We start from the raw sequence: 24,802 nt of genomic DNA, 5'->3' as shown, positions 1-24,802 counted from the left end.
CATGACCGACCGATTGGCAACAACGGTGCTGCGCAATGCGCATGTCATCACCTTCGACCCAACCCGTCCGCGTGCCTCCGCCCTTGCTTTTCGGGGTGGAAGACTCATCGCGGTCGGCGGCGATGACGTGCTCGAGGTCGCCGGACCGGAAGCCGACATCCGTGACCTTGGCGGGGCGACCATCATTCCCGGCATAAATGATACCCACGCCCACATGGAACGCGAGGGCCTCAAGCACCTGCGTCCGTCTCTCGCCGGCGTGCGGAACGTCGAGGACATACTGGCGCGCGTGCGTTCGGCCGCGCGGACCACGCCGCCGGGCTCCTGGATCGTCACCATGCCGGTCGGAACCCCGCCGTTCTTCTTCGACGGACCAGAGACGCTGGAGGAAGGTCGAGTCCCCGACCGGTATGAACTGGATTCCGCCGCGCCCAACCACCCCGTCTACCTTCAGGGCGTGTTCGGCAACTGGGGGCGGCCGCCGGGCTATACCGCCCTCAACAGCCGGGCGCTGGCGCTCAACGGCATCACGCGCGACACGGTGCCCCGCATCGCCGGCGTGGAGATTCTCAAGGACTCTGCAGGCGAGCCCACCGGCGTCATCATCGAGCGCAATAACCGCCCAACGGTCGAATTCGACATTCTTCCCGCCATACCGCGCTTCGGCTTCGAGGACCGGGTGGAGGGCGTGCGGCTCTCGCAGAAGCTCTACAACGCCAAGGGCACGACCAGCATCTATGAGGGGCACGGCTCGGCGGCGGAGACCATTTCTGTCTATCGCCATCTTTGGGAACGTGGCGAGTTGTCGGTGCGCGTCGGGCTCGTGGTTTCGCCGAGCTGGTCGGATCTCGCGGAAGCAAAGCGGATCATGCGCGACTGGCTGGCGAGCGCACGCGGCTCCGGCCTTGGCGATGGCTGGCTGCGCGTGTCCGGCATTCACATTGCCTATGGCGGAGACGCCGCGACGGCCTGCTGCGCGCGGGCGCATCTGCCCGACACCGGCTGGTCCGGCTTCGTCGAGCAGGCGGTGACGCCGGCCGACTTCCGCGAGGCCGCCTTTCTCGCCGCCGAGCACGAGCTGCGCCTGCACACGATTGTCAGTGACAAGCTGCACGAGATCGTACCGGTGCTGGAAGCGGTGAACGAGCGACACCCGCTGAACGGCCGGCGCTGGGTGATCGAGCATGTGGGACGCACCAACGCGGCGGACCTTGCCGCGCTCGCCCGGCTCGGCGTGTTGGTAACGACCATACCGACCTATTTCCTCTGGAAGGGCGGCGGGCGCTATCTGGCGGAGGCGGAGAATGGCGACTGGATCGTGCCGCACCGCCACATCCTCGACGCCGGCATTCCGCTCGCCATCGCCACCGACAACATTCCCTATGATCCGTTCTTCACCCTGTGGGTCGCCTGCGCCCGGCAGGAACGGCAGGGCGGGCGCGTCATCGGGCCGGACCAGCGGCTCGATGCCGAGACCGCGCTCGGCCTGTTCACCGTGGCCGGCGCCCGGCTCACCTTCGACGAGACGTGGAAGGGACCGCTGAAGCCCGGCTTCGCCGCCGACCTTGTCGTTCTGTCGCACGACCCCACGGCGCTTCCGCCCGAGGGCCTGCGCTCGATCTCCGCGCGCCTGACCATCGTCAACGGCCGCATCGTTCACGACGCGATCTGAGCAAACCGGGCAAACCCGTTCATTCACCCCACCTGGTCATGTCCCTGGAACGCCTACCAATGTCGCAATTTCCGGCTGCACAGGCTCCTGCATCGCCAGAGCGGCGCCCACCACAGCCTTCTCGGCCGCATCTGATTGCCTCGGATGCGGAAGCCGTCGAGGTCGCGCGAACCCTAGCGGCCCGCTTGGCAGAGGGGGCCTCGCTGCGCGATAGCAGGCGGCTCCTACCTTGGGAGGAAATCGAACTGTTCACCGCCAGCGGGCTCGGCGGCATCACCGTGCCGCGCGCCTTTGGCGGAGCGGATGTCTCGCATGAAACCGTCGCGCAGGTGTTCGCCACCTTGGCCGCCGCCGATGCCTCGGTGGCGCAGATCCCGCAGAACCAGTTCGGCGTGCTGGCGCTGCTGCGCGAGGCGGCAAGCCCGGCGCAGCAGGCGCGCATCTATGCCGACATCCTCGCCGGCCATCGCATCGGCAATGCCGGTCCCGAACGCCATGGCCGCGCCATCACCCATGTGACGACGCAGCTTTCCCGCACGACCAACGGGCTCGTCCTCAGCGGGCGTCGCTATTACTCGACCGGGGCGATCTTCGCCCACTGGATTCCCACCCGCGCGGTGGACGAGGATGGCCGGCCGGTTCTCGCCTGGGTGCGGCGCGACGCGCCGGGCGTGCAGGTCGTCGACGACTGGCAGGGCTTCGGCCAGACCACTACCGCCAGCGGCACGGTTCTGTTCGAGGCCGCCCCGGTCGACGAGGAACTGCTGATCGACCTCTCCCCGCTCGCGGGACGGCCCGGGCTTGGCGGGCCACGCTCGCAGCACATCCAGGCGGCCATCGACGCCGGTATCGCCGCCGGAGCGGTCGAGGCGGCGCTGGATTTCGTGCGCACCAAGACCCGCGCCTACCCGTTCACCGTCGCCAGCGTGACGGAAGACCCCTACATCCTCGGCGAAATCGGCCGGTTGGAGATAGACCTGCACGCGGCGCAGGAGGTTCTGGCGCGGGCCGGCCGCGCACTCGACCGGATCGCCGCCGCGCCGGTCACGGCAGAAAGCTCGGCCGAGGCGTCGGTCGCAGTGGCCGAGGCGAAGATCCTCACCACCGAAATCGCGCTGGAAGCCGCCGAGCGACTGACGGAGCTGGCGGGCTCGTCCTCGACCCGAGAGGCCTACAATCTCGGGCGCTACTGGCGCGATGCGCGGGTGCACACCCTGCACGATCCGGTGCGGTGGAAATACCACCTGCTTTGCAATTACACGCTGAATGGCGCGCTGCCGCCGCGGCACCAGTGGAATTGAGGATCCCCGGCATGAGCGTCGTCGCCCCCCCACCGGCCGCCACCGCATGCGCACCCGATGCGGCTGCCTTCACACGCATCGCCCCGCCGCCGCGCCCGGTGGCCCGTCTTGCCGGGGATGAGGAGGCGCTCGCCGTCGCGCGTGAACTCGCCGTCGACTTCGCCGCCGGGGCTGCCACGCGCGACCTCGAGCGGCGGCTGCCCTGGGAGGAGATGGAGCGGTTCACCCAGTCGGGTCTCTGGGCGATCACCGTTCCGCGCGAGTATGGCGGGCCGGGCGTCAAGGCCGCAACCGTGGCGCAGGTGACGGCTCTGATATCGGCCGCCGACGGCTCGCTCGGCCAGATTCCGCAGAACCATTATTACGCGCTGGAGGTGTTGCGGAACGGCGGCACCGAGGCGCAGAAGCGGTTCTTCTATGAGCGTGTTCTGGCGGGCGAGCGCTTCGGCAACGCGCTCGCGGAGATCGGCGCGCGGGATTACCACCGACGCACGCGCCTCGTGCGCGATCCCGGCGGATGGTATGTGGAGGGCCGGAAGTTCTACTGCACCGGTTCGCTTTTCGCCCACCGCATTCCCACCATGGTGAACGCCGAGGAGGACGGCCGGGAGGTCGCCTATCTCGTCTTTATCCCGCGCGAGGCGCCCGGCGTCACGCTGATCGACGACTGGGACGGGTTTGGCCAGCGCGTCACCGGTTCCGGCTCGATCCTGTTCGACCGGGTGCAGGTGGAGCCGGAGTGGGTCGTGCCCTTCCAGGCCTCGCTGGACCGGCCGACCGCCATCGGTCCCTTCGCCCAGATCATCCATGCTGGCATCGATCTCGGCATCGGCCGTGGCGCCTTCGAGGCGACGTTGCCCTTCGTGCGCGAGCGGGCCCGCGCCTGGATCGACGCGGGGGTCGCGCGGGCGAGCGAGGATCCACTCACGCTGTACGCTTTGGGCGAGGTGCGCGTGCGCCTTGCCGCCGCCGATGCGCTGATCGAGCGCGCCGGGCGCTATGTCGATCTCGCCCAGGCGGCGCCTGACGAGGCGAATGTCGCGGCCGCCTCCGTCGCGGTCGCCGAGGCGCGCGCGGCGAGCCACCGCGCCGGGCTGCTTGCGGCCAACAAGCTGCTGGAGCTCGGCGGCACCTCGGCGACCGGCCGCGCGGATGATCTCGACCGCTACTGGCGCAATGTGCGCACCCACACGCTGCATGATCCCGTGCGCTGGAAGTACCACTGGATCGGCGCCTACCACCTCAATGGCCGCGTCCCGCCGCGGCACGGCGCGCTGTGATTGCCGCGACGCCGATCCGGCTCAACACATTGATTTGAAAGCTCGGCCACACCCAGGGCGATCGAAGGCAACTGGGACGACACGCGGTATTGCTGAAGCGTTGCGCATTGTCTCAGCAGCCTTACGCGGTCCGCCCCATGGCCTGCCCCGCCGCCCGCAATGGCGTGACATTGCCGCCGGGCTCGCCGGTGGCGTTTTGATGGGATGGGGAGGGATGACCGCGCTCGGTTGCACCGTCGGCGTGCTGCTCTCAGGCATTCACGCCGGCGCGCTGTCGGGCTGGGTATTCCTCGTGGCGGCCTTTGCCGGGCTGTTGATCGGCCTGCCGCTCCGCCGCTGGATTTCTGGGGTGCGCCCGGTCGACGCAAGGTGAGGCGAGGCGCAAGGACGGGCACGCAAAGGCGCGTCCGTCCCCGCCTGCGAAGGCTCAGAGCCCGGCGCGCAGCACCGCGTCCGCCACCACAATCTTCTTCGGCACGAGGCCAAGCTCGAAGAAGGTGTTGGCGATCAGCTGCTGGTCGGCGATCACCTCGTCGGTCAGCGGCTTCACGCCGAAGCTCTGGCGTCCGATGGCGATGGAGAGGATCGGCGCGGGAATGCCGGTGGTCGGCGCCAGCTCGGCGACGGCGGCGGCCGGGTCCTTCTGGATCCACGCATTGGTCTCGTCGATGGCGCCGATCAGCGCCGCAATGACCTTGGGGTTGGCTTCGGCGAAGGAGCGCGAGCCGAGATAGAACTGGTAATTGGGCACGATGCCCTCGGCCGTGGTCAGCACGCGGGCCTTGCTCGCCACCTCGGCCGACGCCAGGAACGGGTCCCAGATCACCCAGGCATCGATCGCGCCTTTCTCGAAGGCGGCGCGTCCGTCGGCGGGCGGCAGGAACTTCACGGTAATGTCGGAATAGGCAAGGCCGGCCTTCTCCAGCGCCTTCACCAGCAGAAAATGCACGTTCGATCCCTTGTTGAGACCGACCGTCTTGCCCTTCAGATCCTTGACCGTCTGGATCGGGCTGTTCTGCGGCACCAGGATCGCCTCACCCTTCGGCGCCGGCGGCTCATTGGCGAAGTAGACGAGATTGTCGCTCGCCGCCTGGGCGAAGATCGGCGGGGTCTCGCCGGTCTGGCCGATGTCGATGGCACCGGCGTTCAGCGCCTCCAGCATCTGCGGGCCGGCGGCGAACTCCGCCCATTTCACCGACACGCCCAGCGGCTCCAGCTTCTTCTCCAGAATGCCGCGCCCCTTCAGCAGCACCAGCGTTCCATATTTCTGGAAGCCGACGCGCACCTCCGTAGCGGCGGCGAAGGCGGGGCGCAGGCCGGGAGCCGCCAGCGCGGCGGAGAGGCCGGCGGCGCCGGCGAGGAGGGTACGTCGGGTCAGGCGTGTCATGGCGAAAGCCCCTATGGAGGAAAATGTATCAGCGCAGCGCGCCCCAGCGGCGCACCGTGGCGCTCTCCAGCCCGCGAAAGGCGACCGCCTCGACCAGCAGGCCGATGAGGATCACGGTGGCGAGGCCGGCGAAGACGCGATCGGTGAAGAGTTCGTTGCGGGCGCGGAAGATGAACCAGCCGAGCCCGCCGGAGGACGAGCTGACGCCGAACACCAGCTCGGCCGCGATCAGCGTGCGCCAGGCAAAGGCCCAGCCGACGCGCAGGCCGGAAATCAGTGAGGGCAAGGCGGCCGGCACGAGGATATGGCGGACATAGGCGGGACCCGTCAGGCCGTAATTGCGGCCGACAAGGCGCAGCGTCTCGGGCACCGCCTCGAAGCCCTGCAAGGCGGCGAGGGCGAAGGGCCAGATGACGGCGTTGACGAGCACGAACAGCAGGCTCTTCTCGCCGAGGCCGAACCAGAGCAGGGCGAGCGGCAGCAGGGCGATGGCCGGCAGCGGGTTGAACATTGCCGCCACCGTTTGCACCGCATCGCGCACGAAGCTGTTGGACACGGCCAGCGATACCAGCGCGAAGCCGATCAGGATCGCGATCACATAGCCCTTGAGCAGCACGGCCAGCGAACCGGCGGCGGCAAGCAGCAGCCCCTCGTCACGGCTCGCCGTCACGAACGCCTGGAACGTCTCGCCGAAGCTCGGCAGCATCAGCGGGTTGGCCTGCCAGCGGGCAGCGATTTCCCAGCCGAGCGCCAAAAACGCCAGCACGATAAGGCGCCGGAACGCCAGCGAACGGAATAGGCGCGCCAGGCGATTGCGGGGTGGCGGGAGCGCGGCCGGCGCGTCCGCCGTGCGTTCATCGGGCAGCCGGTGCAGAACCTCGCTCATCGCCCGCGCTCCGTGGCGCCGAAAAGCGTGGCGTGGACCTCCTGCACCGCCTTCTCGAAACGCTGCGTGCCGATGTCGGCGGCGTCGAACCCCGCCGTCTCAAAGCGCGCCAACGTGCGTCCGGGATGGGCGCTGAGCAAATGCAGCCTTGTGCCCAGCAGCACCGCCTCGTCGATGGCGTGGGTGACGAAGAGCAGGGTCAGCGCCCGCTCCTGCGCGATGTCCAAAAGGTCGCGCTGCATCTGCAGGCGGGTGAGCGCATCGAGCGCGGCGAAAGGCTCGTCCATCAGCAGCACCGCCGGCTCCATCGCCAGCGCCCGGGCGATAGCCGCGCGCTGCTTCATGCCGCCGGACAGTGTGTGCGGAAATTGGTCGAGCGCGCGCGTCAGCCCCACCCGCGCCAGCGCTGCTGCAGCCTTCTCGCGGGCCGCCGCCACCGAGAGCTTGCCGGCGACGCGCAGCGGAAACGCGACATTGTCCAGCACGCTCTTCCAGGGGAGCAGCTGGTCGAACTCCTGAAACACCACGATCCGGTCCGGGCCGGGGCCGATCACCGGCCTGCCGTTCAGCAGCACCGCGCCGGATGACGGCTTCAGAAAGCCGGCGGCCGCCTTCAATATCGAGGACTTGCCACACCCGGACGGCCCCAGCAGCACCAGCCGCTCGCCTTCCTCAAGCGTGAAGTCGACGCCTTCGACCGCCCGCACGGGGCCGCGCTCGCCCTCATAATCGAGGGTAAGCTGACGGGCCTCCAGCACCGGGCAGAGCGCGGCCCGCGCCGCCGGCGCGTGAGGCGTGGGGGCCAGCATCGGCTCAGCTTCCGGACTGGCCGTGAAGCTCGGGGAAGGTGTAGTCCTTCCAGCTTCCGGGTTTCGTCTTGATGGCACCGGTCCGGTAGAGAAAGTCGCCGAACACTTCGGTCTTGCCGGGCACCAGCGTGAATTCGACCTCGGGGTTCGAGATCACTTCCTCGACGAAGGCGGGATCGAGCTTGGACTGCTCGATCTTAATATAGGTCGCCGCGCCGAGCTTACGGTCCTTGGCGGCAATCGCGGTCGCCTCCTCGAACGCCCGGAAGAAGGCGAGATAGGTTTTCGGGTTCTCGTCGCGCCATTTCACCGTGGTGTAGGCGACCGTCGGGGTGAACGGCCCGCCGAGAATGTCGTAGGACGACCACACTTTGTGGATCTTCGGGTTCTTCAGCGCCTGTTCCTGGAACGGCGAATTGGAGACGTGGCCGGTGATTTCGGTGGAGCCGGACAGCAGCGCCGCCGTGGCGTCGGGATGCGGCAGCGAGACCTGGATGGAATCGAGCTTGCCGTGGTTGCCCGGGCCGAACTCCTTCTCCGTCGCGATCTGCAGCTCGCGCGCCTGCACCGAGACGAGAGCCGCCGGCGTGGCGATGCGGTCATTCGGCCCGAAATCCTTCAGCGATTTGATGTCGGGCCTGTTGGTGAGCAGGTAGTTCGGCGTGGCGCCGAAGGCCCCGATGATCTTCACCGCGCCCTTGGTGCGGTCCCACAGCGTGAAGAACGGGCCGATGCCGGCGGAAGCGATGTCGACCGAGCCGGAGAGCAGGGCATCGTTGACGGCATTGCCGCCCGAGAGCTTGGCCCACTCGACCGTGATGTCGAGCCCCAGCTCCTTGCCGTGCTTTTCGATCAGGTTCTGGTCGCGCAGGATGTGGAAGGGAATGTAGAGCGTGCCGAATTGCTGGGAAATGCGGATCAGGCCCTCCGCCGAGGCCGGAGCGATGGTGGCGGCACCGAGGAGCGCGGCCAGGACGGCACGGCGGGCGAAGGAGCGGAACGCAGCTGTCATGTGGGCCTCCGGCGCGGAAAGGGATAAAGCGGGTCAGCCGCCGAGCAGGCGGCTCAGAATCTGACCTTCGAGGGCGGCGAGTTCGGGTGAGCCGCGCCGGCGTGGGCGGGACAGCGGCACGTCGAGATCGAGCGCGATCCGGCCCTGGTCGATCAGGATCACCCGGTCGGCGAGGGCGAGGGCCTCGGCAACATCATGGGTCACCAGCACGGCGGTGAAGCCCTGCTCCCGCCAGATGCGTTCGACCAGTGCCTGCATCTCGATGCGGGTAAGCGCGTCGAGCGCGCCGAGCGGCTCGTCGAGCGCCAGCACGCGCGGCCCGCTGGCCAAAGCGCGGGCGAGGGCCACGCGCTGGCGCTGGCCGCCCGAGAGCACCGCCGGCCACTCGCCGGCGCGCTCGGCCAGCCCGACCTCGGCGAGAAGCGCGCGGGCGCGGGCATGGCGCTCCTCGCCCTGCAGCCGCGCGGGGGCACCGACCTCGACATTGGCCAGCACGCGCTGCCAGGGCAGCAGGCGAGGTTCCTGGAACATGATCCGCACGGCGGCGTCGTCGCGGGCGCCTGTGAACCCGATCGTGCCGCTAGTGGGCGTGTCGAGACCGGCGAGCAGGCGCAGAAGCGTGCTCTTGCCGCAGCCGCTCTTGCCGATAATGGCGACGAACTGGCCGGCCGGAATGTCGAGATCGACATTTTCCAGCACGCGCTTGGCACCGAAATGGCGCGACAGCCGCCGGATCGACACGCCGAGGCCGCCACTGGCCGGGGCCGTCGCACCGGAAAAGGCGGCGGGCGAGGCGGGCGCGTTCATGGCGCGCTCCCGGGCTTCTGGAAGGCGGGATGCCATTGCAGGCAGGCGCGCTCCAGCTGGCGGGTGAGCACGTCGGCGAGCTTGCCGAGCAGCGCATAGATCAGGATCGCCAGCACGACGATATCGACCAGCAGGAACTCGCGCGCCTGCATCGCCATATAGCCGAGGCCCGAAGAGGCGGCGATGGTCTCGGCCACGATCAGCGTCAGCCACATGATGCCGAGGGCAAAGCGCAGCCCGACAAAGATCGAGGGCAGCGCGCCCGGCAGGATGATGCGGCGGAACAGGGTGAACGGGCTCATGCCATAGACCCGGCCCATCTCGATCAGCTGCGGGTCGACGCTGCGCACGCCGTGCAGCGTGTTGATGTAGACGGGGAAGAACACGCCGAGCGAGACGAGGAAGAGCTTGGCCTCCTCATCGATGCCGAACCACAGAATGACAAGCGGGATCAGCGCGAGGTGCGGCACGTTGCGGATCATCTGCAACGTGGTGTCGGTGTAGCGGAAGGTGAGGTCCCACAGGCCATTGGCGATGCCGAGGACGAAGCCGATGAGGCCACCGACGGCGAGACCGGCCAAAGCGCGCAGCGTGCTCACGCCCATATTGTGCAGCAGCTCGCCGGATTTCAGCGCCTGCCAGCCGGCCCCCGCCACCGCCGAAGGAGCCGGCAGCACATTCGGCGCGATGATGCCGGCGCGGGAGAGCGCTTCCCACAGAACGACCAGCAGCAGCGGCAGCACCCAGCCGGCGAGCCGGCCCTCCAGCCCCGCCAGGCGACGGCGCAGCGGCACGGTTTTTCGCGCGGTGGGGAGCCGGTCGGCGGCGGGCGAGCGGGTCTCGGCGAGCGACATCAGGCGGCCGCCCCGGCGAGACGGGTGCGCAGGCGCACCCGCCCTTCGGCGGCATGCACGGCCTCTTCCACCAGCCGGTCCAGCCGCTGCTGGGCCGGCTCGGCGACGATGCGGCCATCGACCAGCTCGCGCTCGGTGAGGAAAAGCCCGGTGCCGAGCGGCTGCGCCTGGAAGAAGGCGAAGAGCGGGCGCAGCTGGTGCTCGATCGCCAGCGCGTGGCGCTCGCTGCCGCCCGTCGCCAGCAGGGCCACCGGCGTGCCGATCAGGCTGCGATAACCCACCAGATCGATGAAATGCTTGAACAGGCCGGAATAGGAGCCCTTGTAGACCGGCGATCCGACGATCAGCAGGTCCGCCTGCTCCACGGCCCGCAAGGCCTCCTCTTCCGGGGTGCCGGCGTCGGCGCGCGAACGCAGCTGGCCTATATCAGGCAGCGCGGCGACATCGATGATGCGGGAGTGAGGCACGAGCCCGGCCCGGCCGCTGGCGCGCGCCACGGCGTCCACGGCAAGCGCGACAAGCGACAGCGTGCGCGAGGGGGAGGACAGGCCTCCGCTCAATCCGACGATGGTAAACTGGTTCATAGGCCCTTCCCTCTTTGGCCGGGAAGGCAATGCGTGGCATAATCAAGCCCTATTGTCTACATTGAATATAGATTATTAGTTTGGTGACGGGGCGGGCGGATGCTGACCAACAAGGGCAAATACGGTTTGAAGGCGATGGTGCATCTGGCCGCGCTGGACGCCGGCACGACGACGATGGGCGCCGAGATCGCGCGGGCGGAAAACATCCCGAAGAAGTTTCTCGACGCCATCCTGCTGGACCTGCGCAATGCCGGCATCGTGCGCAGCAAGAAGGGGCCCGGCGGCGGCTATTGCCTGGCGCGGGCGCCGAAGGAAATCCGCGTCGGCCACATCATCCGCACGCTCGACGGCCCGCTGGCGCCGATCGGCTGCGCCAGCCAGAGCGCCTATGTGCCCTGCCAGGACTGCGAAAACCTCGCCTCCTGCGAGGTGCGGATCGTGATGACGCGGGTGCGGGACGCCCTCTCCGATATCCTCGACCGGATGACGCTGGAGGAAATGGTCAGCTTCGGGCGCACCCGGCATCCCGACCTGATGTATCACATCTAGCGTTTGTGCTTTTCTCAAAGCTCCGGCCATCCGTGTGAAAACGGATTGCGTCGGCACGGCCCATTAGTCTATAAATTTTAGCGACAAACTTCTTAACGGTGTGGCCCTCCCCGCCCCCGCTGCGGGGCGATCCGCACGCCGCCCGATTGAACCAACAGGACGCACCATGTCTCTCCCCAGCTCCGCACCCGCCGCCAGCGACGGTCTCAACGTGCTCTGGTTCCTGCCCACCCATGGCGACGGGCGCTATCTCGGCACCTCGGTCGGCGCCCGGGAGACCGATATCGACTATCTCCGCCAGGTGGCGCAGGCCGCCGACCGGCTGGGCTATTACGGCGTGCTGATCCCGACCGGAAAGAGCTGCGAGGATAGCTGGCTGGTCGCCTCGGCGCTCGCCCCGGTCACCAAGCGCCTGCGCTATCTCGTGGCGGTGCGGCCGGGCCTCGCCTCCCCCACCCTCTATGCCCGGATGACGGCGACGCTCGACCGCATCTCCGACGGGCGCCTGCTGATCAACATCGTCACCGGCGGCGATCCGGTGGAGAATGCCGGCGACGGCATCTTCCTCAATCATGATGAGCGCTACGAGGTGACGGACGAGTTCCTCACCGTCTATCGCCGCCTGCTGGCCGGCGAGCGCGTGACCTATTTCGGCAAGCACATCAAGGTCGACGACGCGCACCTGCTGTTCCCGCCGCAGCAGGAGAACGGCCCGGCGCTGTATTTCGGCGGCTCCTCGGAGGCGGCGAACAAGGTGGCGGCCGAGCATGTCGACAAATACCTCACCTGGGGCGAGCCGCCGGCGGCGGTGGAGGCGAAGATCAAGCAGGTACGGGCGCTCGCCGAGGCTGAGGGCCGAAAGGTCTCCTTCGGCATCCGCCTGCATGTCATCGCCCGCGAGACCGACGCCAAGGCGTGGGAGGCGGCGGAGGAACTGATCGGACATCTCGACGATGCCACCATCGCGGCGGCGCAGAAAGTGTTCTCCCGCCTCGATTCGGTCGGCCAGTCGCGGATGCAGGCGCTGCATGGCGGGCGGCGTGATAAGCTGGAAGTGAGCCCGAATCTGTGGGCCGGCGTCGGGCTGGTGCGCGGCGGTGCCGGCACCGCGCTGGTCGGTTCAGGCGAAACAGTGGCGGCGCGCATGCAGGAATATGCCGATCTCGGCATCGACAGCTTCATTCTCTCCGGCTACCCGCACCTCGAAGAGGCGTACCGGGTGGCCGAACTGGTGCTGCCGCGCCTCAGGCTGAACCATGGCATCGCGCAAGGCCCCACCAGCGTCAACACCGGCCCGTTCGGCGAGACCATCGCCAATGACTACCGGCCGGCCGCCCGCGCTTCTGCCTCATGAGCGGGGCGGACGCGCCGGCGCAGCCAAGCCGCGTGCCAGACCTTCACGTGCCGGTGGCGATCATCGGCGGCGGCTTTTCCGGCGCCGCTGTCGCCTGGCACCTGCTGCGCCTGCGGCCGGCGCTTGAGCGGATCGTCATCATCGAGCCGCGCGCCGAACTGGGGCGCGGCCTCGCCTATTCCGCCGCCGACCCCAGCCACCGCATCAACGTGCCGGCGACGCGGATGTCGCTGATCCCGGACCAGCCGACCCATTTCAACGACTGGCTGGAAGCGACCGGCGCTCTCGACGCCGACCCGGCGGCGCGGCGCAGCGAAGGCCGCAATTTCCCCGCCCGCGCGGTGTTCGGCGCCTATGTCGCCGAGCAACTGGCCGCGCTCGGGCCCCGGCTGGTGCATGTGCGCGCCTCGGCGCAGACGGTGGAAGCAAGCGGCGACGGCTACCGCATCCACACATCGGACGGCGCGAGCGTGGAGGCGGAGATCGTCGTGCTGGCGGTGGCGCATGCGCCGCCAAGCCCGCCTTCCGCCCTCGCCCGCGCGCTCGCCTCCCATCCCAGCTTCGTGCCCGACCCCTGGCAGGCCGGGGCTCTTGACGCCGTGCGGCCGGACGACCGGGTGCTGATCGTCGGCACCGGGCTCACCATGGCCGATATCGTCGCGAGTCTCGAACGGCTCGGCCATCGCGGGGCGATCGTCGCCCTCTCGCGCCGGGGCCTGCGCTCGCGCGGCCATCCGGCGCAGGTGCACGAGCCGTTCGGCGACTTCGCCACCGACCCGGCGCGCAGCGCGGGCGCCCTCGTGCGCCGCATCCGCGCGGCGGTGGCGCAGGCGGAACAGGCGGGCCAAAGCTGGCACTGCGTACTCGACCAGGTGCGGCTGCAGGGCAGCGTCATCTGGCACGCGCTGCCGCCGCCTGAGCGCGCGCGCCTGCTGCGCCATCTGCGCCCGTTCTGGGACGTGCACCGCTTCCGCATCGCCCCGCAGGTGGAAGAGGTGCTCGACCGGCGGATCACTGAGGGCACGCTCGATCTGCGCGCGGCCTCGCTGCGCGAGGTGACGGTCGGGGACGACGCCATCCATGTCACCTTGCGCGCGCGCCGCACGGGTGAGGTGACGCAGGCAGCGTTCGACGCCGTCATCACCGCCACCGGCCCGGCGCATGGGCGCGTCTTCGCCGACAATCCGGTGCTGGCGTCGCTGGAGCGCGCCGGCCTCGCCCGCCCGGACACGCTGCGTCTCGGCATCGAGGTGGCGCCGGATGGGCGGACCATCGGCGCGGCGGGCGTGCCGGTGCCCGGGCTCTTTGTCGCCGGCCCGCTGGCGCGCGGCACGGTGGGCGAGTTGATGGGCCTGCCTGACGTGACGAATTACGCCATCCGCATCGCCGGCGAGGTCGCCGCGCAGCTGGGCGCCGACGAGGTTTTGGGCGGCGCGGCAAGGCCTTACGCCTCTGCGTGAGCGGCGGAATCTAATAATCTACTCATTGAATAGATTTCTATTGACCGCGTGTTCCGGCTCTGCTCAGATGAATGTGCCGACGTTGCCGCAGCGCCTTCCGCCAGCCCGCCAACGTTCCGCAACGGGGGCACTTTCATGACCTGGACCTGTCGACGCCGCTGATCGCGGCCCTCCAGCTTCACCCGATATTTCAACGGCCGACACGCGGGCGCCGCGCGCCCCGACGGCCCGTCTATGGATATGACCGATGACCACTCTTTCCCGCCGCGGCCTTCTCGCCGCCACGGCCGCGCTCGGCCTTTTGATCGCGAGCCCCGCTTTCGCCGCCGATGTCACCATCGGCTACCAGACCGGGGCCGACCCGGCCAAGGTGGCGCAGGCCGAGGGCGCCTATGAGAAGGCGACCAAGGCCAGCATCGACTGGCGCAAATTCGACAGCGGCGCCGATGTGATCGCCGCCATCGCCTCCGGCGCGATCCAGATCGGCTATGTCGGCTCCTCGCCGCTCGCCGCCGCCGCCAGCCGCGAGGTGCCGATCGAGACCATCTATGTCGCCGCCCTGCTTGGCGAGGCCGAGGCGCTGGTGGTGCGCAACGGCGCCGGCATCGCCAAGCCCGAGGACTTCAAGGGCAAGAAGGTGGCGGTGCCCTTCGTCTCCACCACGCATTACTCGCTGCTGGCGGCGCTGAAGCACTGGGGCGTCGATGCCAAGAGCGTCGAGATCCTGAATCTGCGCCCGCCGGAAATCGCCGCCGCCTTCACCCGTGGCGACATCGACGCCGCCTATGTCTGGGACCCGGCGCTGGGCAAGATCAAGGAGACCGGCAAGGTCTTCGCCTCCTCGGCCGATGTCGCCAAATGGGGCGCCCCGACTTTTGATGCCTGGATCGTGCGCAAGGACTTCGCCAAGGCGCATCCCGAAATCGTCGCCGAATTCGTCAAGGTGACGGCGGAGTCTTACGCCGACTACGCCAAGAACGGCGCCAGCTGGACCGCCGCCTCGCCTCAGGTGCTCGCCATCGCCAAGCTCACCGGCGCCAAGCCGGAGGAGATTCCCGAACTGCTGAAGGGCAACAAGTTCCCGCTGCTGGCCGACCAGCTTTCCGAAGGGCTGCTCGGCGGCGGCTCGGTGGAGGCCATCGTCGCCACCGCGAACTTCCTCAAGGAGCAGGGCCGCATCGAGGCCGTGCTCAAGGACTACGGCCCCTATGTCAGCCGCGCCCCGGCCGAGCAGGCGGCCAAGCTGAACTAATCGGCCCTCCTTCTCCCGGCTGATCCCTCCGTTCCCGAGCGTCGTGGTGCGTGAGTTCCTCGACGAACCTAAGGCCCGGTCTCCGCTCCCCCAAGGTGCCGAGGTCGGGCCCCTTTTCCCGTCGCACCCATTGGCCTCATCGGCCTGACTGTTCACCTCATTGGCCTGATCGGCCTGACTGTTCACCTCATGAAACTGACCATCCACCAACTCAGCGTCCATTTTCCGCAGCCGGACGGCGGCGAGGCCCCGGTGCTCGACGGCATCGATCTCGCGATCCCGGCCGGCGAACTCGTGGTGCTTCTCGGCGCCTCCGGCTGCGGAAAGTCGACGCTTCTCAATGCGATAGCCGGCTTCCTGCCGCCGACCGAAGGCGAGATCTGGGTCGAGCAGCGCAGGGTGAGCGGGCCGGGAATCGACCGCGGCGTGGTGCTGCAGACCGACGCGCTTTTCCCCTGGCTGAACGCCCGCGACAATGTCGGATTCGGCCTGCGGCTACGCTCTATCCCCTTGAAAGAACGACATAATCGCGCCGAGGAAGCTCTCGCTCTGGTAGGGCTCAAAGGCAAGGGCGACCACGCGACCTGGCAGCTCTCAGGCGGCCAGCGCCAGCGCGTCAGCCTCGCCCGCGCGCTTGTCGCCGATCCGGAAATCCTGTTGATGGATGAACCACTTGGCGCGCTCGACGCGATGACGCGCGAGCAGATGCAGGACCTCGTGCTCGAGGTGTGGCAGCGCACCGGCAAGACCATCCTCTTCGTCACCCACGGCCTCGACGAAGCGCTCTATCTCGGCACGCGGCTGGTGGTGCTGGCGGGAAAGCCGGGCCGGATCGTGCATGACGAGCCGCTCGCCTTCGGCCGCCGCGCCCTTGAAATCGGTAGCAAGGTCAAGTCCTTGCCCGCCTTCGCCGCCGCCCGCGAGCGGCTGCGCGCGGTGATCTTTTCTGGAGCCCCGACATGAGCTTCCTGTCCCCCCTGCCGGTCGCCGACATCTCCCTGCCGCTGATCGTGCCGGCGGAAGGCTTCCCCTTCGACGACCAGTTGCGCGCCCGCCCGGAGGCCAACCCCCAAGCGCGAAAGGCCGGACGGCGCAGCGGCGTTCCGGCGCGGATCTGGATTCCGCTCGCCACCCTCGCCGGCATCCTCGCCTTGTGGTGGGGGGTGACGGCGTATGGCGCCGTGCCGGCGCTATTCCTCCCCTCGCCGCAGACGGTCGCCACCCGCCTCTGGCGCCTTGTCACAGAAGGGTTTGTCGACGCCACGCTGGCGCAGCATCTGGCCGCCAGCCTCTTCCGCGTCTTCGCCGCGCTGGCGGCGGCGCTCGTGCTTGGCGTGCCGGCGGGCTTCGCCATCGGGCTGTCAACGGTCGGGCGCGGCATCCTCGATCCGATCGTCGAGTTCCTGCGGCCGATTCCCCCGCTGGCCTATCTGCCCCTCGTCATCATCTGGGCCGGCATCGGCGAGAGTGCGAAAGTGCTGGTGATCGCCCTCGCCATGCTGCCGCCGATCATCATCGCCACCGCCGCCGGGACACGGGGGGTGGACGGCAATCGGCTCAATGTCGCGCGGGCGCTGGGCGCCACCCAGGCGCAGCTGCTGCGGCTGGTGGTGCTGCCCTCGGCCTCACCGTCCATTCTCACCGGCACCCGCATCGCCCTCGGCGCCGGCTGGTCGACGCTGGTGGCGGCCGAGCTGGTGGCAGCGACGCGCGGCGTCGGCTTCATGATCCAGTCCGCCGCCAATTTCCTCGCCACCGATGTGGTCGTGGCCGGCATCTTCGTGATCGCCGGCGTGGCCTTCGTGCTGGAGCTGGCGATCCGCCTGGTGGAGCGCGCCCTCGTCGGCTGGGCCGCCCATGCGTGATCGCGCGCCCGCGACGTTCAGATGGCGTGAGCGGCGTAGAGCTCGGTGAGCACGCCCGCTTTCATCCGGGCGAGTTCCGGGTCGCGCCGGTCGGGCGGACGGGGAAGCCCGACAGCGAGCGTATCGCGCACCACGCCGGGATGGGCGCCCATGGTGATGACGCGATCAGCGAGGAACAGCGCCTCGTCGACATCGTGCGTCACCAGAATGAGGGTGATGGCGTGCTGGCGCGCCAGGGCAACCAGAAGGTCCTGCAGCTTCATCCGGGTGAAGGCGTCCACCGCGCTGAACGGCTCGTCGAGCAGAAGCAGGCGCGGCTGGGTGTTGAGGCTGCGGGCGATGGAGGCGCGCTGCGCCTGCCCGCCGGACAGTTCCTTCGGCAGTGCCCGCTCCCGCCCGCCGAGCCCAACCTCGGCCAGCAGTGCCGACACGCGCGGCGCGTTCCCCTCGCTGGCGCCGAAGGCGACATTGGCGGCGACGTCGAGCCAGGGGAACAGGCGCGGCTCCTGGAAGACGAAGCCGATCTCGCAGTTGAGCCCGCTCTGGCGCGTGCCGGCGAACACCACCTCGCCGTCATAGTCGCGGTCGAGGCCGGCGATGATTCGCAGCAGCGTGCTCTTGCCGCAGCCACTGGGGCCGACCAGCGCGACGATCTCGCCCTCGCGGACGGAAAGGTCGATGTGGCGCAGCACCGCCGTCGTGCCGAAGCGCTTGGCAGCCACCCGCACATGTAAGAGTTCGCTCATGTTGATCTCCTCACCCGCGCCGTGCTGACGGCGAGATGGGTGACGAGGCCCTGCTCCCAAAGCTCGCGGAAGGTCTCAAAGATGGCGCTGGGCGGGGCATCAGCCGCTCGGGCACCAGGCCGAAGGCGACCGAGGCCTCCAGCCCGGCCAGCGCCAGCGCCGGCACCAGCAGGCCCCACAGGTTGAGGCCCGGCAGGCGGAGTGAACCGCCCCGGTTTCACCGGAGGCCATTTGGTTTAAGTCACGCCGCCATTTGCTGCTCACCGAGCATGACGTAGTAGCGCTCCTCGGCTTCGGCCGGCGGAATGTTGCCGATAGGCTCCAGGAGCCGGCGATGGTTGAACCAGTCGACCCAGGTCAGCGTGGCGAACTCGACGGCCTCGAAGGATCGCCAAGGCCCCCGACGATGGATGACATCGGCCTTGTAGAGGCCGTTGATCGTCTCGGCGAGTGCGTTGTCATAGCTGTCACCGACGCTGCCGACGGAGGGCTCGATGCCGACCTCAGCCAGCCGTTCGGTGTAGCGAATGCTCACATATTGAGCGGATTCAAGCGGTCGTCGCAACACCTCAATCATGGAGGTGTTTATGGGACGACCCGCGGGGTGGATGCAGAAGTTGACCGGGCGAGGAGCAATGCGCTCGCCAGGTGCGCCGTCGCTTCGGTGTGAGATCGAACGACGATTCTGGGAGCAGATCGCGACCGGGATAACGAGTGAGAGGGCACGGTGCCGACTTGTCCGAGATGGTCGTGCGGACCGACTTGCCGCGGATCACACCGGCCAAGCCCATGCCCTGCATCAGTCGTTCGACGGTGCAGCGCGCCACATCGACCCCCTCGCGCATCATCTGTCGCCAGACCTTGCGCGCTCCATAGACCTCGAAGTTCTCGGCGAACACGCGCTCGATCTCGGGGCGCAGAACCTCGTCCCGTAGCGCCCGTGCCGAGCACTTCGACGGATCAAGCCGCCGGGCGACATGGGCATGATAGGTCGATGGGGCGATCGGCAGGACCTTGCAGATCGGCTCGACCCCATACGCACCGCGATGATCATCAATGAACGCGATCATGTCTTCGACCGGCGGTCGAGCTCCTCTCACCCGACAGGCGAATGCCTGCATTCGCCGATAGGGGCCATGGCGAAATATGCGGATGCCTTGCGCAGGATCTCGTTCGCCTGCCGCAGCTCGCGGTTCTCGCGCTCCAGGGCCTTCAGCTTCGCCGACATATCCATCGTCACGCCGGCCCGCTTGCCGGCATCGACCTCGGCCTTCTTCAACCACTCATTCAGTGAGTGCGCTGAGCAGCCGATCTTCGCCGCAATCGACACGATCGCCTGCCAGCGCGAGGGGTGTTCAGCCTCGTGGTCCAGCACCATCCGCACCGCGCGAGCACGCACCTCAGGCGAGAACTTGTTCGTCGTCTTGCTCGTCATAGCCCCATCCTCTCAGGAGTTGGGGCCTCCGGCAAAGCCGGGGCGGTTCAAAGTGGCAGCGACGGCACGTTAGGCTGCCCGGCGGGCAGGCCGCAACGATCGGCCCTTCCCCCCAAGCCATCCGAGCGGCCAAATAGCTAGTGGCGGACACGCTGCGGTGAGCCGTGCGTCCAAGAGCGCGGACCAGAATGCCGGAGGTAAGCTCGCGGACGCGGCCTTTCGGCTCACGGCTCATGCGATGCAGCAACCGTGCGGTCGGTGCCCGTGGCATGGGTGAGGTGCAGTTAGCAGGACAGCATTTCAGCGTGCACCGCGGCTGAGCCGTTGAGCCCTTTGCCCGCAGGGCACGTCGCTTGTCGACGCCCGGGGCGGGTGTTACCGTACCAACGAATGCGCGGTGTCCAAATGCGCCTGTGACGGGTGGAATCCTGTAACGGGTGGAATCATGGGGCGCTGCGTGATGCGCGACATCATCGCCACACGACTGCCGGCTGTTCAGCCGGCCAGGATTATCTGCCTGATGGGCCATAGCGGGGAGCCGATGGAGGGGGCGACGCCCCATTCCAGCGAGATGGAGGTTGAAGCTGAGACGCGGTACGGGGTCTCTGCCCCTCGCCCTAAGGGTGCCGTGGCCGCCCTTTCCGTACCTTCCGATGCCTGAGGTCGAGCGGCCATCGGATGATGGCGAAAGGAAAGTCCGCGGAACAGGCGAGCCACCCTCGTTCACCCGTCATTGTCGCGGGGCGAACCGCCTCTTCTGCGCAGCATGGACCGTGGCAAGATGGGGCCAATCCGATCCGATTACGGTCGGTCGTTCGGCCCCAGGCCAAGCCAGCACGTCTTTATTACATATCCGGGGCCGGTAGGGGCGATGGGCAGATATTCCAGGGACTTTGTTACGTTTGTCAGGCAATACCTGAAGTATGACCTTCGACGGGAGATTGTCGCCTGGTGGAAGATCGCGAAGTTCTATCTGCCGATCGGCATGGTCATTGCCGCCCTCTTTCTTGCGACCCTGGTGTATATCGAGCCGTTTCCACGGCAGCCAACGGTTCTTGCTATCGGCCAGCGCGGCACGCTGAGCAACCAGCTTGGAGACGCCTTCCAGTCCTATTTCGAGCGCCAGGGTTTGCCGCTCGAGATCCGTAGCCGGTCCGGCCTTGATGCAGTGGCAAAGGACATTCGCGATCCGGGATCGGACATCAATGCCAGCTTCGTCGTGTCGGGGGCGGGGTCCCCGGCGGACTATCCCGACCTCGTCTCCCTCGGCAATGTGGCGATTGCTCCCGCCTGGCTGTTCTACCGGGGCGATACGGTGCAGGTCGACGATCCCTTTCAATATTACCGCGACAAGCAGATCGCCGTCGGCGCGCCGGGCACGGTCAGCGCGAGGCTGTTCTCCACCCTCATGGACCTGAACAACCCGGGCACGGGGGACCAGCCGAATTTCCTCAAGCTCCCGCATATGGAGGCGGTCGAGCAGCTTCTCGCGGGCAAGGTCGATGCGGTGTTCATCGTGGACGGCTTCAGCTCCCCGCTCATTCAGCGACTGCTCGGTGATCCGACGGTCAAGCTGATGAATTTTGCGCTCGCCGACGCCTATGTCCGGCGCCTACCCTTTCTGCGGAAGGTGACGGTTCCACGCGGCTCCATCGACATCGCCGAGGTTCGGCCGGACCGCGACATCGCGCTGCTCGCCTCGTCCGCGAACCTGCTGGTGGAGAAGGACCTGCATCCCGTCGTGCAGTGGACCTTTCTGCTTGCGGCACGCGAGATCAGCCTGAAATCCGATAATTTCTTCCCGGTGTCCGACACTCTGCCGCAATACCGGGACCGCAGCTTTGCGCTGAGTCCTATCGCGAACCGTTTCTATACAAGCGGCGTCCCGGCCATTTTCAGCTATCTGCCGCTCTGGCTTGCGGCCCTGCTGGAGAATGTCTGGGTCGTCCTGCTTGCCCTCCTTCTGCTCGGCCTGCCCGCCTTCAACAAGATCGTCGGATTTCGCGGCTTCGCTTCGCAAAAACTGCTGTGGCTCCATTTCTGGGAGCTTCGCTATCTCGAAGACGAGCTTGTGGCCGCCCGCACCACCGATGACGTCGCATCGGTGATCGAGCGGCTCACCTTCCTCGACAGGAAGACCGCCGAAACCTGGGTTCAGGACGATCAGATGCGGCACTACTTCAATTTGAGACGCAGCATCAGCAGCACGATCCAGGACGCGCAGAAGAAAAATGCCGTGCTGAACAAGCCTTGAACGGAGCGGTGGGCATTGGGGGCCGTCGAACGATGTATCTTTCAGTTCTGCAATACATGTCGGACACCCAGCTTCTTCTGCTGATGCCGGCTCTTTCCTGCCTCGGCCTGCTGCTGGTCGCGCTTGGCGTGCGGTTCATAAACGCGAAGTGGGGCTGGCTCGACTATGACAGCGACATCGTCGATACGGCCACGCAGAACACCATGTCCGGCGCCTATGTGGTGCTCGGCTTCGTTCTCGCGCTGGTCATGACCACGGCATCCGACCTCGACGACAAGGTCTCGCAGGAGGCGCAGGCCATCAAGAGCCTCAACGGACTGTTGATCCTTGACGGCACCCCCCCGGCACTGGACGCGCGCGCGGCGCTTCTCACCTACACCAAGTCCATTATCACCGACGAGTGGGCGGTGCTGCGGCAGGGCCATGGCAGCGACCTCACCTCGAAGGCGCTGTCCGATGTGTTCCGCCAGATCGACCGGATCGAGCCGGAGTCCGGGAAAAGCGTCGCTGTGTTCTCCAAGATACTGGATGCGGCGGACCGCATGGCGCAGGTGCGCAATAACCGCATATTGAGCGTCACCAGCGCCCTGCCGGACATCTTCTATACGGTGAGCCTGCTGAGCATTCTCGGCGTGATCATCATCTGCGGTCTGCGGCTGATCGAGGCGACGCCGGTCAGGGCGATAACGCTGGTGGTCCAGCTCATCATGCTGACTCTCATGCTTGGCGCCATCGCCATCATCGATCTTCCCTATCTCGGCGACACCGCGACCTCGGTCGAAAGCCTGCAGGATGTCTATCGCGGCCTGGAGCTGCAAAACCCGGTTCTCGGCCCGGAGAATCCGTGACATGACACGCGAGACTCGGGAGTTCCTTCAGGGATCCATCACAGGCACGCTGCACCTGAGGGCGGGCGTCGCCTATGTCGCGACTGCCGATGTCCGCATTCGCAGCGGAGCGAAGCTCGTTGTCGAAGAGGGTGTCACCATCCTCATCCTCAACGGCCTTGTCCCGTCGAGCCCGATCGGTCATGCGGCGCTCATCTTCGAGCAGGGTTCGGCGCTCCAAGCGGGGCGCCTCTATATCCGTGCCTGCAACGCCCGCTTTCGTCCGGTGAAAAAGGCCGACAATGGTGGCGTCTGGTTCTTCGGAGCCTATCGCAGCGCCGAAAAGGACGGCCTGACCGTCGCCGCCGGGCCAGCGGGCGCGGCATCCTCCTTCAACGCCGCGTTGATCGCGGCCTACCATCTCGGCCATGGCGACCCCGCCGCGCCGAGCGACAACCCGATGCTGGATGACCGAGACGGGTTTTCCGTGATGGGCGTGGGTCCGCAGGAATGGCGGGTCGTCGAGGTGAGGAGCTTCCACTCCGGAGATGATGGGCTCGATCTCACCAATTCTCAGATCCGGCTGGAGCGCCTTCGCGTGGTGGGGCCTGCCGAGGACGGCATCAATCTCAGCAGCAGCAAGCTTGAAGTGGCGCGCAGCCTTGTGGTCGACGTGGCGATGACGGACGTGGCCGACCGCGACATCTTCGATTTCGAGGTGGATGACGGGCCGAGCTATGTGGAGATCGCCCGGCACTGCCATGTCGATATTCAAGGCGTGTTCGGCGACCAGCTGCATCTCATCAGCCCGGACATGCCGGCCGCCACCGAGGCGGAGGATGTTCCCTACCGCTTCAAGGGCTTCCTTCGACAATCCCCCGCGCTGGTCTATTCGCTGAACGAGGATTGAGGAGGTTGGGGCATGACTGGCGTATGCCATGCAAGACCATCCCGCGCGCGGGCGTTGCGGCCTCTGGCCAGCCTTGCGTTCACCCTTGCTCTCGCTCTGGCATCGGAGGCGGGCGACGCTGCGCAGCCGCGTGTCCAGGCCTGCCCTCTCGACCCGCCCGCGCCGGCGGGCCAGGTGCTGCATTGGGCCTCACCGCCCGAGGCCAACAAGGACGACAAGGCGCCGGCCCCGTGCGCTCCCTGCACCGACCCGGCCAACGCATCGGCTGGCACCTGCGCTGTCTTCCGGCTTCTCACCTCCGAGGCCTGTGCGAGCGGCCGCTGCGCCGATGCGCAGGGGGAGTTCAAACGCCACGGCACTTTCTTCCTGCAGTACGACACCCGTTATCGTGACCCCGATCGCTATCCGCGCGCGCGCGGGGAGAACTGCCGTTTTGTGCTTTGGGCGATCCCGCCCGTGATCGGGATCGAGGACGTGCCCGGCTATGCCGAGCGCAATTACTGGCAGGACGCCTATGTCGCCTCGCAAACCATGGTCGAACCGCCCTTTGCCAGGGACAATCTCGCCTTCGCCATCCAGCCTCCGACGACGCGCGGCCAGCACCAGTTCCACATTCACATCGGAACCTTGAAGCCCGCCTATCGCACCGCCCTGGCGGGGTTGGCGCATGATGCCGCGAGCGTTCGCATCAACGGCTTTCACTTTCACGTCCGCTTCATGGCGGTCCCGGCGGGGCGCGATCCGTTCGCCGGCATCGACATCGCGGCCATCGTCCGCAGCATGCTGCCGCAAGGCGCGGCCGATCTTCCGCTCTATGGCGCGATGGCCGCGCTCATTGATGACGGAAGGGGGATCTGGATCCTGTCCGCCGAACGGTTCGCGCGGTCCGAACTCAATTACATCAGCCCGACCGACTGCCGCCTGCGCTGATCACGCGGATGGAATCTCACTCCGGTGGAGGCTCGGCGCACTCAAACCGTGGCCTGTCCCCTGAAAATTGCTCCTCCGTGAAGCAGGCTTTCGGGCCTTGGCAAGCGCTCCCCGTTTCTAGGCCATCTGGACCTGGAAAATTCCGGTTTGGGGCTCATTCCGGCGGGGATGCCGGAGAGCCATTCATGAGCGCGATCGGCGGCTTGTTGCGATCGCCAAAAATGTGAATCGTTCACAAACCCCAGGTCGTCAACCCCAGGTCGTCCGGCCTGAGACGCAACCGCCTTTATCCCCCTAGGGGGGATCGACATAACCCCTCTAGGGGGATAGGATCTAAAAATGAACGATCACCCGCACATCCATGAGACGCATCCCGAAATCGTCAAGCGGCTGAAGCGCGCGGACGGTCATTTGCGCAGCGTGATCGAGATGCTTGAGGCCGGCCGCAACTGCCTGGACATCGCCCAGCAGCTCCACGCGGTCGAAAAGGCGATCACGCAGGCGAAGAAGACCCTGATCCAGGATCATCTCGACCATTGCCTCGATGAGGTCGTCGCCCCGCTGCCGCGGGACCAGCGCCGTTCGATCGACGATTTCAAGGACATCATCAAATACCTATGAGGACCGC

23 protein-coding genes, 1 pseudogene and 1 other annotated feature are annotated in these 24,802 nt (G+C 67.3%); of the genes and pseudogenes, 15 read left to right on the top strand and 9 right to left on the bottom strand.

The genetic code is table 11. The features are described from left to right. Window position 1 precedes the first annotated feature (1 nt). Genes A3M1_RS0118100 through A3M1_RS27130 form a run of 4 tightly spaced genes read left to right on the top strand, consistent with a single transcriptional unit; the run spans window position 2 to window position 4,626 of the window. Window positions 2-1,672, top strand: coding sequence for an amidohydrolase (locus A3M1_RS0118100; protein WP_245261738.1), 1,671 nt, complete (start codon window positions 2-4; stop codon window positions 1,670-1,672). A 59-nt stretch (window positions 1,673-1,731) separates the two neighbouring features. Then, window positions 1,732-2,973: an SfnB family sulfur acquisition oxidoreductase gene (locus A3M1_RS0118095; RefSeq protein ID WP_198291142.1), complete on the top strand. Its 1,242-nt coding sequence runs from the start codon at window positions 1,732-1,734 to the stop codon at window positions 2,971-2,973. 11 nt (window positions 2,974-2,984) lie between these two features. After that, on the top strand, window positions 2,985-4,253 hold the full coding sequence (locus A3M1_RS0118090; protein WP_018390404.1) for an SfnB family sulfur acquisition oxidoreductase: 1,269 nt from the start codon (window positions 2,985-2,987) through the stop codon (window positions 4,251-4,253). After that, the gene (locus A3M1_RS27130) at window positions 4,150-4,626 is read left to right on the top strand and encodes a YeeE/YedE thiosulfate transporter family protein (RefSeq protein WP_371258760.1); all 477 of its coding nucleotides are present in this window, start codon (window positions 4,150-4,152) and stop codon (window positions 4,624-4,626) included. The genes A3M1_RS0118090 and A3M1_RS27130 overlap by 104 nt, the downstream gene beginning before the upstream one ends. 54 nt (window positions 4,627-4,680) lie before the next feature. On the opposite strand, the gene A3M1_RS0118080 is transcribed toward A3M1_RS27130, so the two are convergent. The 7 genes from A3M1_RS0118080 to A3M1_RS0118050 are packed head-to-tail and all read right to left on the bottom strand — an operon-like array spanning window position 4,681 to window position 10,592. Beyond that, window positions 4,681-5,640, bottom strand: a complete 960-nt coding sequence (locus A3M1_RS0118080) for a sulfonate ABC transporter substrate-binding protein (protein WP_018390402.1) — start codon at window positions 5,638-5,640, stop codon at window positions 4,681-4,683. A 28-nt stretch (window positions 5,641-5,668) separates the two neighbouring features. Next, window positions 5,669-6,526 (bottom strand): ABC transporter permease, encoded by an 858-nt coding sequence (locus A3M1_RS0118075; protein ID WP_018390401.1) that lies wholly within the window; start codon window positions 6,524-6,526, stop codon window positions 5,669-5,671. Continuing rightward, window positions 6,523-7,335: an ABC transporter ATP-binding protein gene (locus A3M1_RS0118070; protein WP_018390400.1), complete on the bottom strand. Its 813-nt coding sequence runs from the start codon at window positions 7,333-7,335 to the stop codon at window positions 6,523-6,525. Before A3M1_RS0118070 ends, A3M1_RS0118075 begins: the two co-directional genes overlap by 4 nt. 4 nt (window positions 7,336-7,339) lie before the next feature. Beyond that, window positions 7,340-8,347 (bottom strand): ABC transporter substrate-binding protein, encoded by a 1,008-nt coding sequence (locus tag A3M1_RS0118065; protein ID WP_018390399.1) that lies wholly within the window; start codon window positions 8,345-8,347, stop codon window positions 7,340-7,342. 33 nt (window positions 8,348-8,380) lie between these two features. After that, on the bottom strand, window positions 8,381-9,154 hold the full coding sequence (locus A3M1_RS0118060; protein ID WP_018390398.1) for an ATP-binding cassette domain-containing protein: 774 nt from the start codon (window positions 9,152-9,154) through the stop codon (window positions 8,381-8,383). Continuing rightward, window positions 9,151-10,008 carry an ABC transporter permease subunit gene (locus tag A3M1_RS0118055; RefSeq protein ID WP_018390397.1) on the bottom strand — a complete coding sequence of 286 codons (858 nt, stop codon included), beginning with the start codon at window positions 10,006-10,008 and terminating at the stop codon, window positions 9,151-9,153. The genes A3M1_RS0118060 and A3M1_RS0118055 overlap by 4 nt, the downstream gene beginning before the upstream one ends. After that, window positions 10,008-10,592 carry an NAD(P)H-dependent oxidoreductase gene (locus A3M1_RS0118050; protein WP_018390396.1) on the bottom strand — a complete coding sequence of 195 codons (585 nt, stop codon included), beginning with the start codon at window positions 10,590-10,592 and terminating at the stop codon, window positions 10,008-10,010. The genes A3M1_RS0118055 and A3M1_RS0118050 overlap by 1 nt, the downstream gene beginning before the upstream one ends. Before the next feature lie 99 nt (window positions 10,593-10,691). Between A3M1_RS0118050 and A3M1_RS0118045 the strand changes: the two genes are divergently transcribed. The 6 genes from A3M1_RS0118045 (at window position 10,692) to A3M1_RS0118020 (ending at window position 17,072) form a co-directional block, all read left to right on the top strand. Beyond that, window positions 10,692-11,141 carry an Rrf2 family transcriptional regulator gene (locus A3M1_RS0118045; RefSeq protein ID WP_018390395.1) on the top strand — a complete coding sequence of 150 codons (450 nt, stop codon included), beginning with the start codon at window positions 10,692-10,694 and terminating at the stop codon, window positions 11,139-11,141. A gap of 166 nt (window positions 11,142-11,307) precedes the next feature. Continuing rightward, window positions 11,308-12,495: an FMNH2-dependent alkanesulfonate monooxygenase gene (gene ssuD, locus A3M1_RS0118040; protein WP_018390394.1), complete on the top strand. Its 1,188-nt coding sequence runs from the start codon at window positions 11,308-11,310 to the stop codon at window positions 12,493-12,495. Continuing rightward, window positions 12,492-13,955 (top strand): FAD/NAD(P)-binding protein, encoded by a 1,464-nt coding sequence (locus A3M1_RS0118035; protein WP_018964026.1) that lies wholly within the window; start codon window positions 12,492-12,494, stop codon window positions 13,953-13,955. Before ssuD ends, A3M1_RS0118035 begins: the two co-directional genes overlap by 4 nt. 247 nt (window positions 13,956-14,202) lie before the next feature. After that, window positions 14,203-15,207 carry a taurine ABC transporter substrate-binding protein gene (gene tauA / locus A3M1_RS0118030; protein ID WP_018390392.1) on the top strand — a complete coding sequence of 335 codons (1,005 nt, stop codon included), beginning with the start codon at window positions 14,203-14,205 and terminating at the stop codon, window positions 15,205-15,207. A gap of 189 nt (window positions 15,208-15,396) precedes the next feature. After that, on the top strand, window positions 15,397-16,170 hold the full coding sequence (locus A3M1_RS0118025; RefSeq protein WP_018390391.1) for a taurine ABC transporter ATP-binding protein: 774 nt from the start codon (window positions 15,397-15,399) through the stop codon (window positions 16,168-16,170). After that, window positions 16,167-17,072 carry an ABC transporter permease subunit gene (locus A3M1_RS0118020; RefSeq protein ID WP_018390390.1) on the top strand — a complete coding sequence of 302 codons (906 nt, stop codon included), beginning with the start codon at window positions 16,167-16,169 and terminating at the stop codon, window positions 17,070-17,072. The genes A3M1_RS0118025 and A3M1_RS0118020 overlap by 4 nt, the downstream gene beginning before the upstream one ends. Window positions 17,073-17,089: 17 nt before the next feature. Here the strand turns inward: A3M1_RS0118020 and A3M1_RS0118015 are convergent, their stop codons facing one another. Continuing rightward, window positions 17,090-17,818, bottom strand: a complete 729-nt coding sequence (locus A3M1_RS0118015; protein ID WP_018390389.1) for an ABC transporter ATP-binding protein — start codon at window positions 17,816-17,818, stop codon at window positions 17,090-17,092. Between the two features lie 241 nt (window positions 17,819-18,059). Further along, a pseudogene (locus A3M1_RS27210) lies at window positions 18,060-19,253 on the bottom strand (IS3 family transposase). Then, window positions 18,814-18,928: a sequence feature (AL1L pseudoknot), on the bottom strand. (Overlaps the previous pseudogene by 115 nt.) Window positions 19,254-20,124: 871 nt before the next feature. Here A3M1_RS27210 and A3M1_RS0117990 point away from each other — a divergent pair. The 5 genes from A3M1_RS0117990 (at window position 20,125) to A3M1_RS0117970 (ending at window position 24,795) form a co-directional block, all read left to right on the top strand. Further along, window positions 20,125-21,507 (top strand): hypothetical protein, encoded by a 1,383-nt coding sequence (locus tag A3M1_RS0117990; RefSeq protein WP_018964027.1) that lies wholly within the window; start codon window positions 20,125-20,127, stop codon window positions 21,505-21,507. A gap of 32 nt (window positions 21,508-21,539) precedes the next feature. Beyond that, the gene (locus A3M1_RS0117985) at window positions 21,540-22,355 is read left to right on the top strand and encodes a DUF4239 domain-containing protein (RefSeq protein ID WP_018390386.1); all 816 of its coding nucleotides are present in this window, start codon (window positions 21,540-21,542) and stop codon (window positions 22,353-22,355) included. 1 nt (window position 22,356) lies between these two features. Further along, a complete protein-coding gene (locus A3M1_RS0117980) occupies window positions 22,357-23,244 on the top strand; it encodes a hypothetical protein (protein ID WP_018390385.1) in 888 nt (295 codons plus the stop codon). Between the two features lie 12 nt (window positions 23,245-23,256). Further along, complete coding sequence (locus A3M1_RS0117975; RefSeq protein ID WP_245261736.1) at window positions 23,257-24,174, top strand: CDP-diacylglycerol diphosphatase; 918 nt, start codon at window positions 23,257-23,259, stop codon at window positions 24,172-24,174. Window positions 24,175-24,513: 339 nt separating this feature from the next. Continuing rightward, window positions 24,514-24,795, top strand: a complete 282-nt coding sequence (locus A3M1_RS0117970) for a metal-sensing transcriptional repressor (RefSeq protein WP_018390383.1) — start codon at window positions 24,514-24,516, stop codon at window positions 24,793-24,795. The last annotated feature ends 7 nt before the right edge of the window (window positions 24,796-24,802 follow it).

This window comes from Ancylobacter sp. FA202, assembly GCF_000380205.1.
GTDB lineage: Bacteria > Pseudomonadota > Alphaproteobacteria > Rhizobiales > Xanthobacteraceae > Ancylobacter.
The sequence above is the reverse complement of the archived record's forward strand: the minus strand, read 5'-3'. Positions and strand labels throughout refer to the sequence as shown.

Coding starts and splice junctions, on each gene's coding strand:
- A3M1_RS0118100 (WP_245261738.1), top strand. CDS start 2: ATGACCGACCGATTGGCAACAACGGTGCTGCGCAATGCGCATGTCATC.
- A3M1_RS0118095 (WP_198291142.1), top strand. CDS start 1,732: ATGTCGCAATTTCCGGCTGCACAGGCTCCTGCATCGCCAGAGCGGCGC.
- A3M1_RS0118090 (WP_018390404.1), top strand. CDS start 2,985: ATGAGCGTCGTCGCCCCCCCACCGGCCGCCACCGCATGCGCACCCGAT.
- A3M1_RS27130 (WP_371258760.1), top strand. CDS start 4,150: ATGTGCGCACCCACACGCTGCATGATCCCGTGCGCTGGAAGTACCACT.
- A3M1_RS0118080 (WP_018390402.1), bottom strand. CDS start 5,640: ATGACACGCCTGACCCGACGTACCCTCCTCGCCGGCGCCGCCGGCCTC.
- A3M1_RS0118075 (WP_018390401.1), bottom strand. CDS start 6,526: ATGAGCGAGGTTCTGCACCGGCTGCCCGATGAACGCACGGCGGACGCG.
- A3M1_RS0118070 (WP_018390400.1), bottom strand. CDS start 7,335: ATGCTGGCCCCCACGCCTCACGCGCCGGCGGCGCGGGCCGCGCTCTGC.
- A3M1_RS0118065 (WP_018390399.1), bottom strand. CDS start 8,347: ATGACAGCTGCGTTCCGCTCCTTCGCCCGCCGTGCCGTCCTGGCCGCG.
- A3M1_RS0118060 (WP_018390398.1), bottom strand. CDS start 9,154: ATGAACGCGCCCGCCTCGCCCGCCGCCTTTTCCGGTGCGACGGCCCCG.
- A3M1_RS0118055 (WP_018390397.1), bottom strand. CDS start 10,008: ATGTCGCTCGCCGAGACCCGCTCGCCCGCCGCCGACCGGCTCCCCACC.
- A3M1_RS0118050 (WP_018390396.1), bottom strand. CDS start 10,592: ATGAACCAGTTTACCATCGTCGGATTGAGCGGAGGCCTGTCCTCCCCC.
- A3M1_RS0118045 (WP_018390395.1), top strand. CDS start 10,692: ATGCTGACCAACAAGGGCAAATACGGTTTGAAGGCGATGGTGCATCTG.
- ssuD (WP_018390394.1), top strand. CDS start 11,308: ATGTCTCTCCCCAGCTCCGCACCCGCCGCCAGCGACGGTCTCAACGTG.
- A3M1_RS0118035 (WP_018964026.1), top strand. CDS start 12,492: ATGAGCGGGGCGGACGCGCCGGCGCAGCCAAGCCGCGTGCCAGACCTT.
- tauA (WP_018390392.1), top strand. CDS start 14,203: ATGACCACTCTTTCCCGCCGCGGCCTTCTCGCCGCCACGGCCGCGCTC.
- A3M1_RS0118025 (WP_018390391.1), top strand. CDS start 15,397: ATGAAACTGACCATCCACCAACTCAGCGTCCATTTTCCGCAGCCGGAC.
- A3M1_RS0118020 (WP_018390390.1), top strand. CDS start 16,167: ATGAGCTTCCTGTCCCCCCTGCCGGTCGCCGACATCTCCCTGCCGCTG.
- A3M1_RS0118015 (WP_018390389.1), bottom strand. CDS start 17,818: ATGAGCGAACTCTTACATGTGCGGGTGGCTGCCAAGCGCTTCGGCACG.
- A3M1_RS0117990 (WP_018964027.1), top strand. CDS start 20,125: ATGGGCAGATATTCCAGGGACTTTGTTACGTTTGTCAGGCAATACCTG.
- A3M1_RS0117985 (WP_018390386.1), top strand. CDS start 21,540: ATGTATCTTTCAGTTCTGCAATACATGTCGGACACCCAGCTTCTTCTG.
- A3M1_RS0117980 (WP_018390385.1), top strand. CDS start 22,357: ATGACACGCGAGACTCGGGAGTTCCTTCAGGGATCCATCACAGGCACG.
- A3M1_RS0117975 (WP_245261736.1), top strand. CDS start 23,257: ATGACTGGCGTATGCCATGCAAGACCATCCCGCGCGCGGGCGTTGCGG.
- A3M1_RS0117970 (WP_018390383.1), top strand. CDS start 24,514: ATGAACGATCACCCGCACATCCATGAGACGCATCCCGAAATCGTCAAG.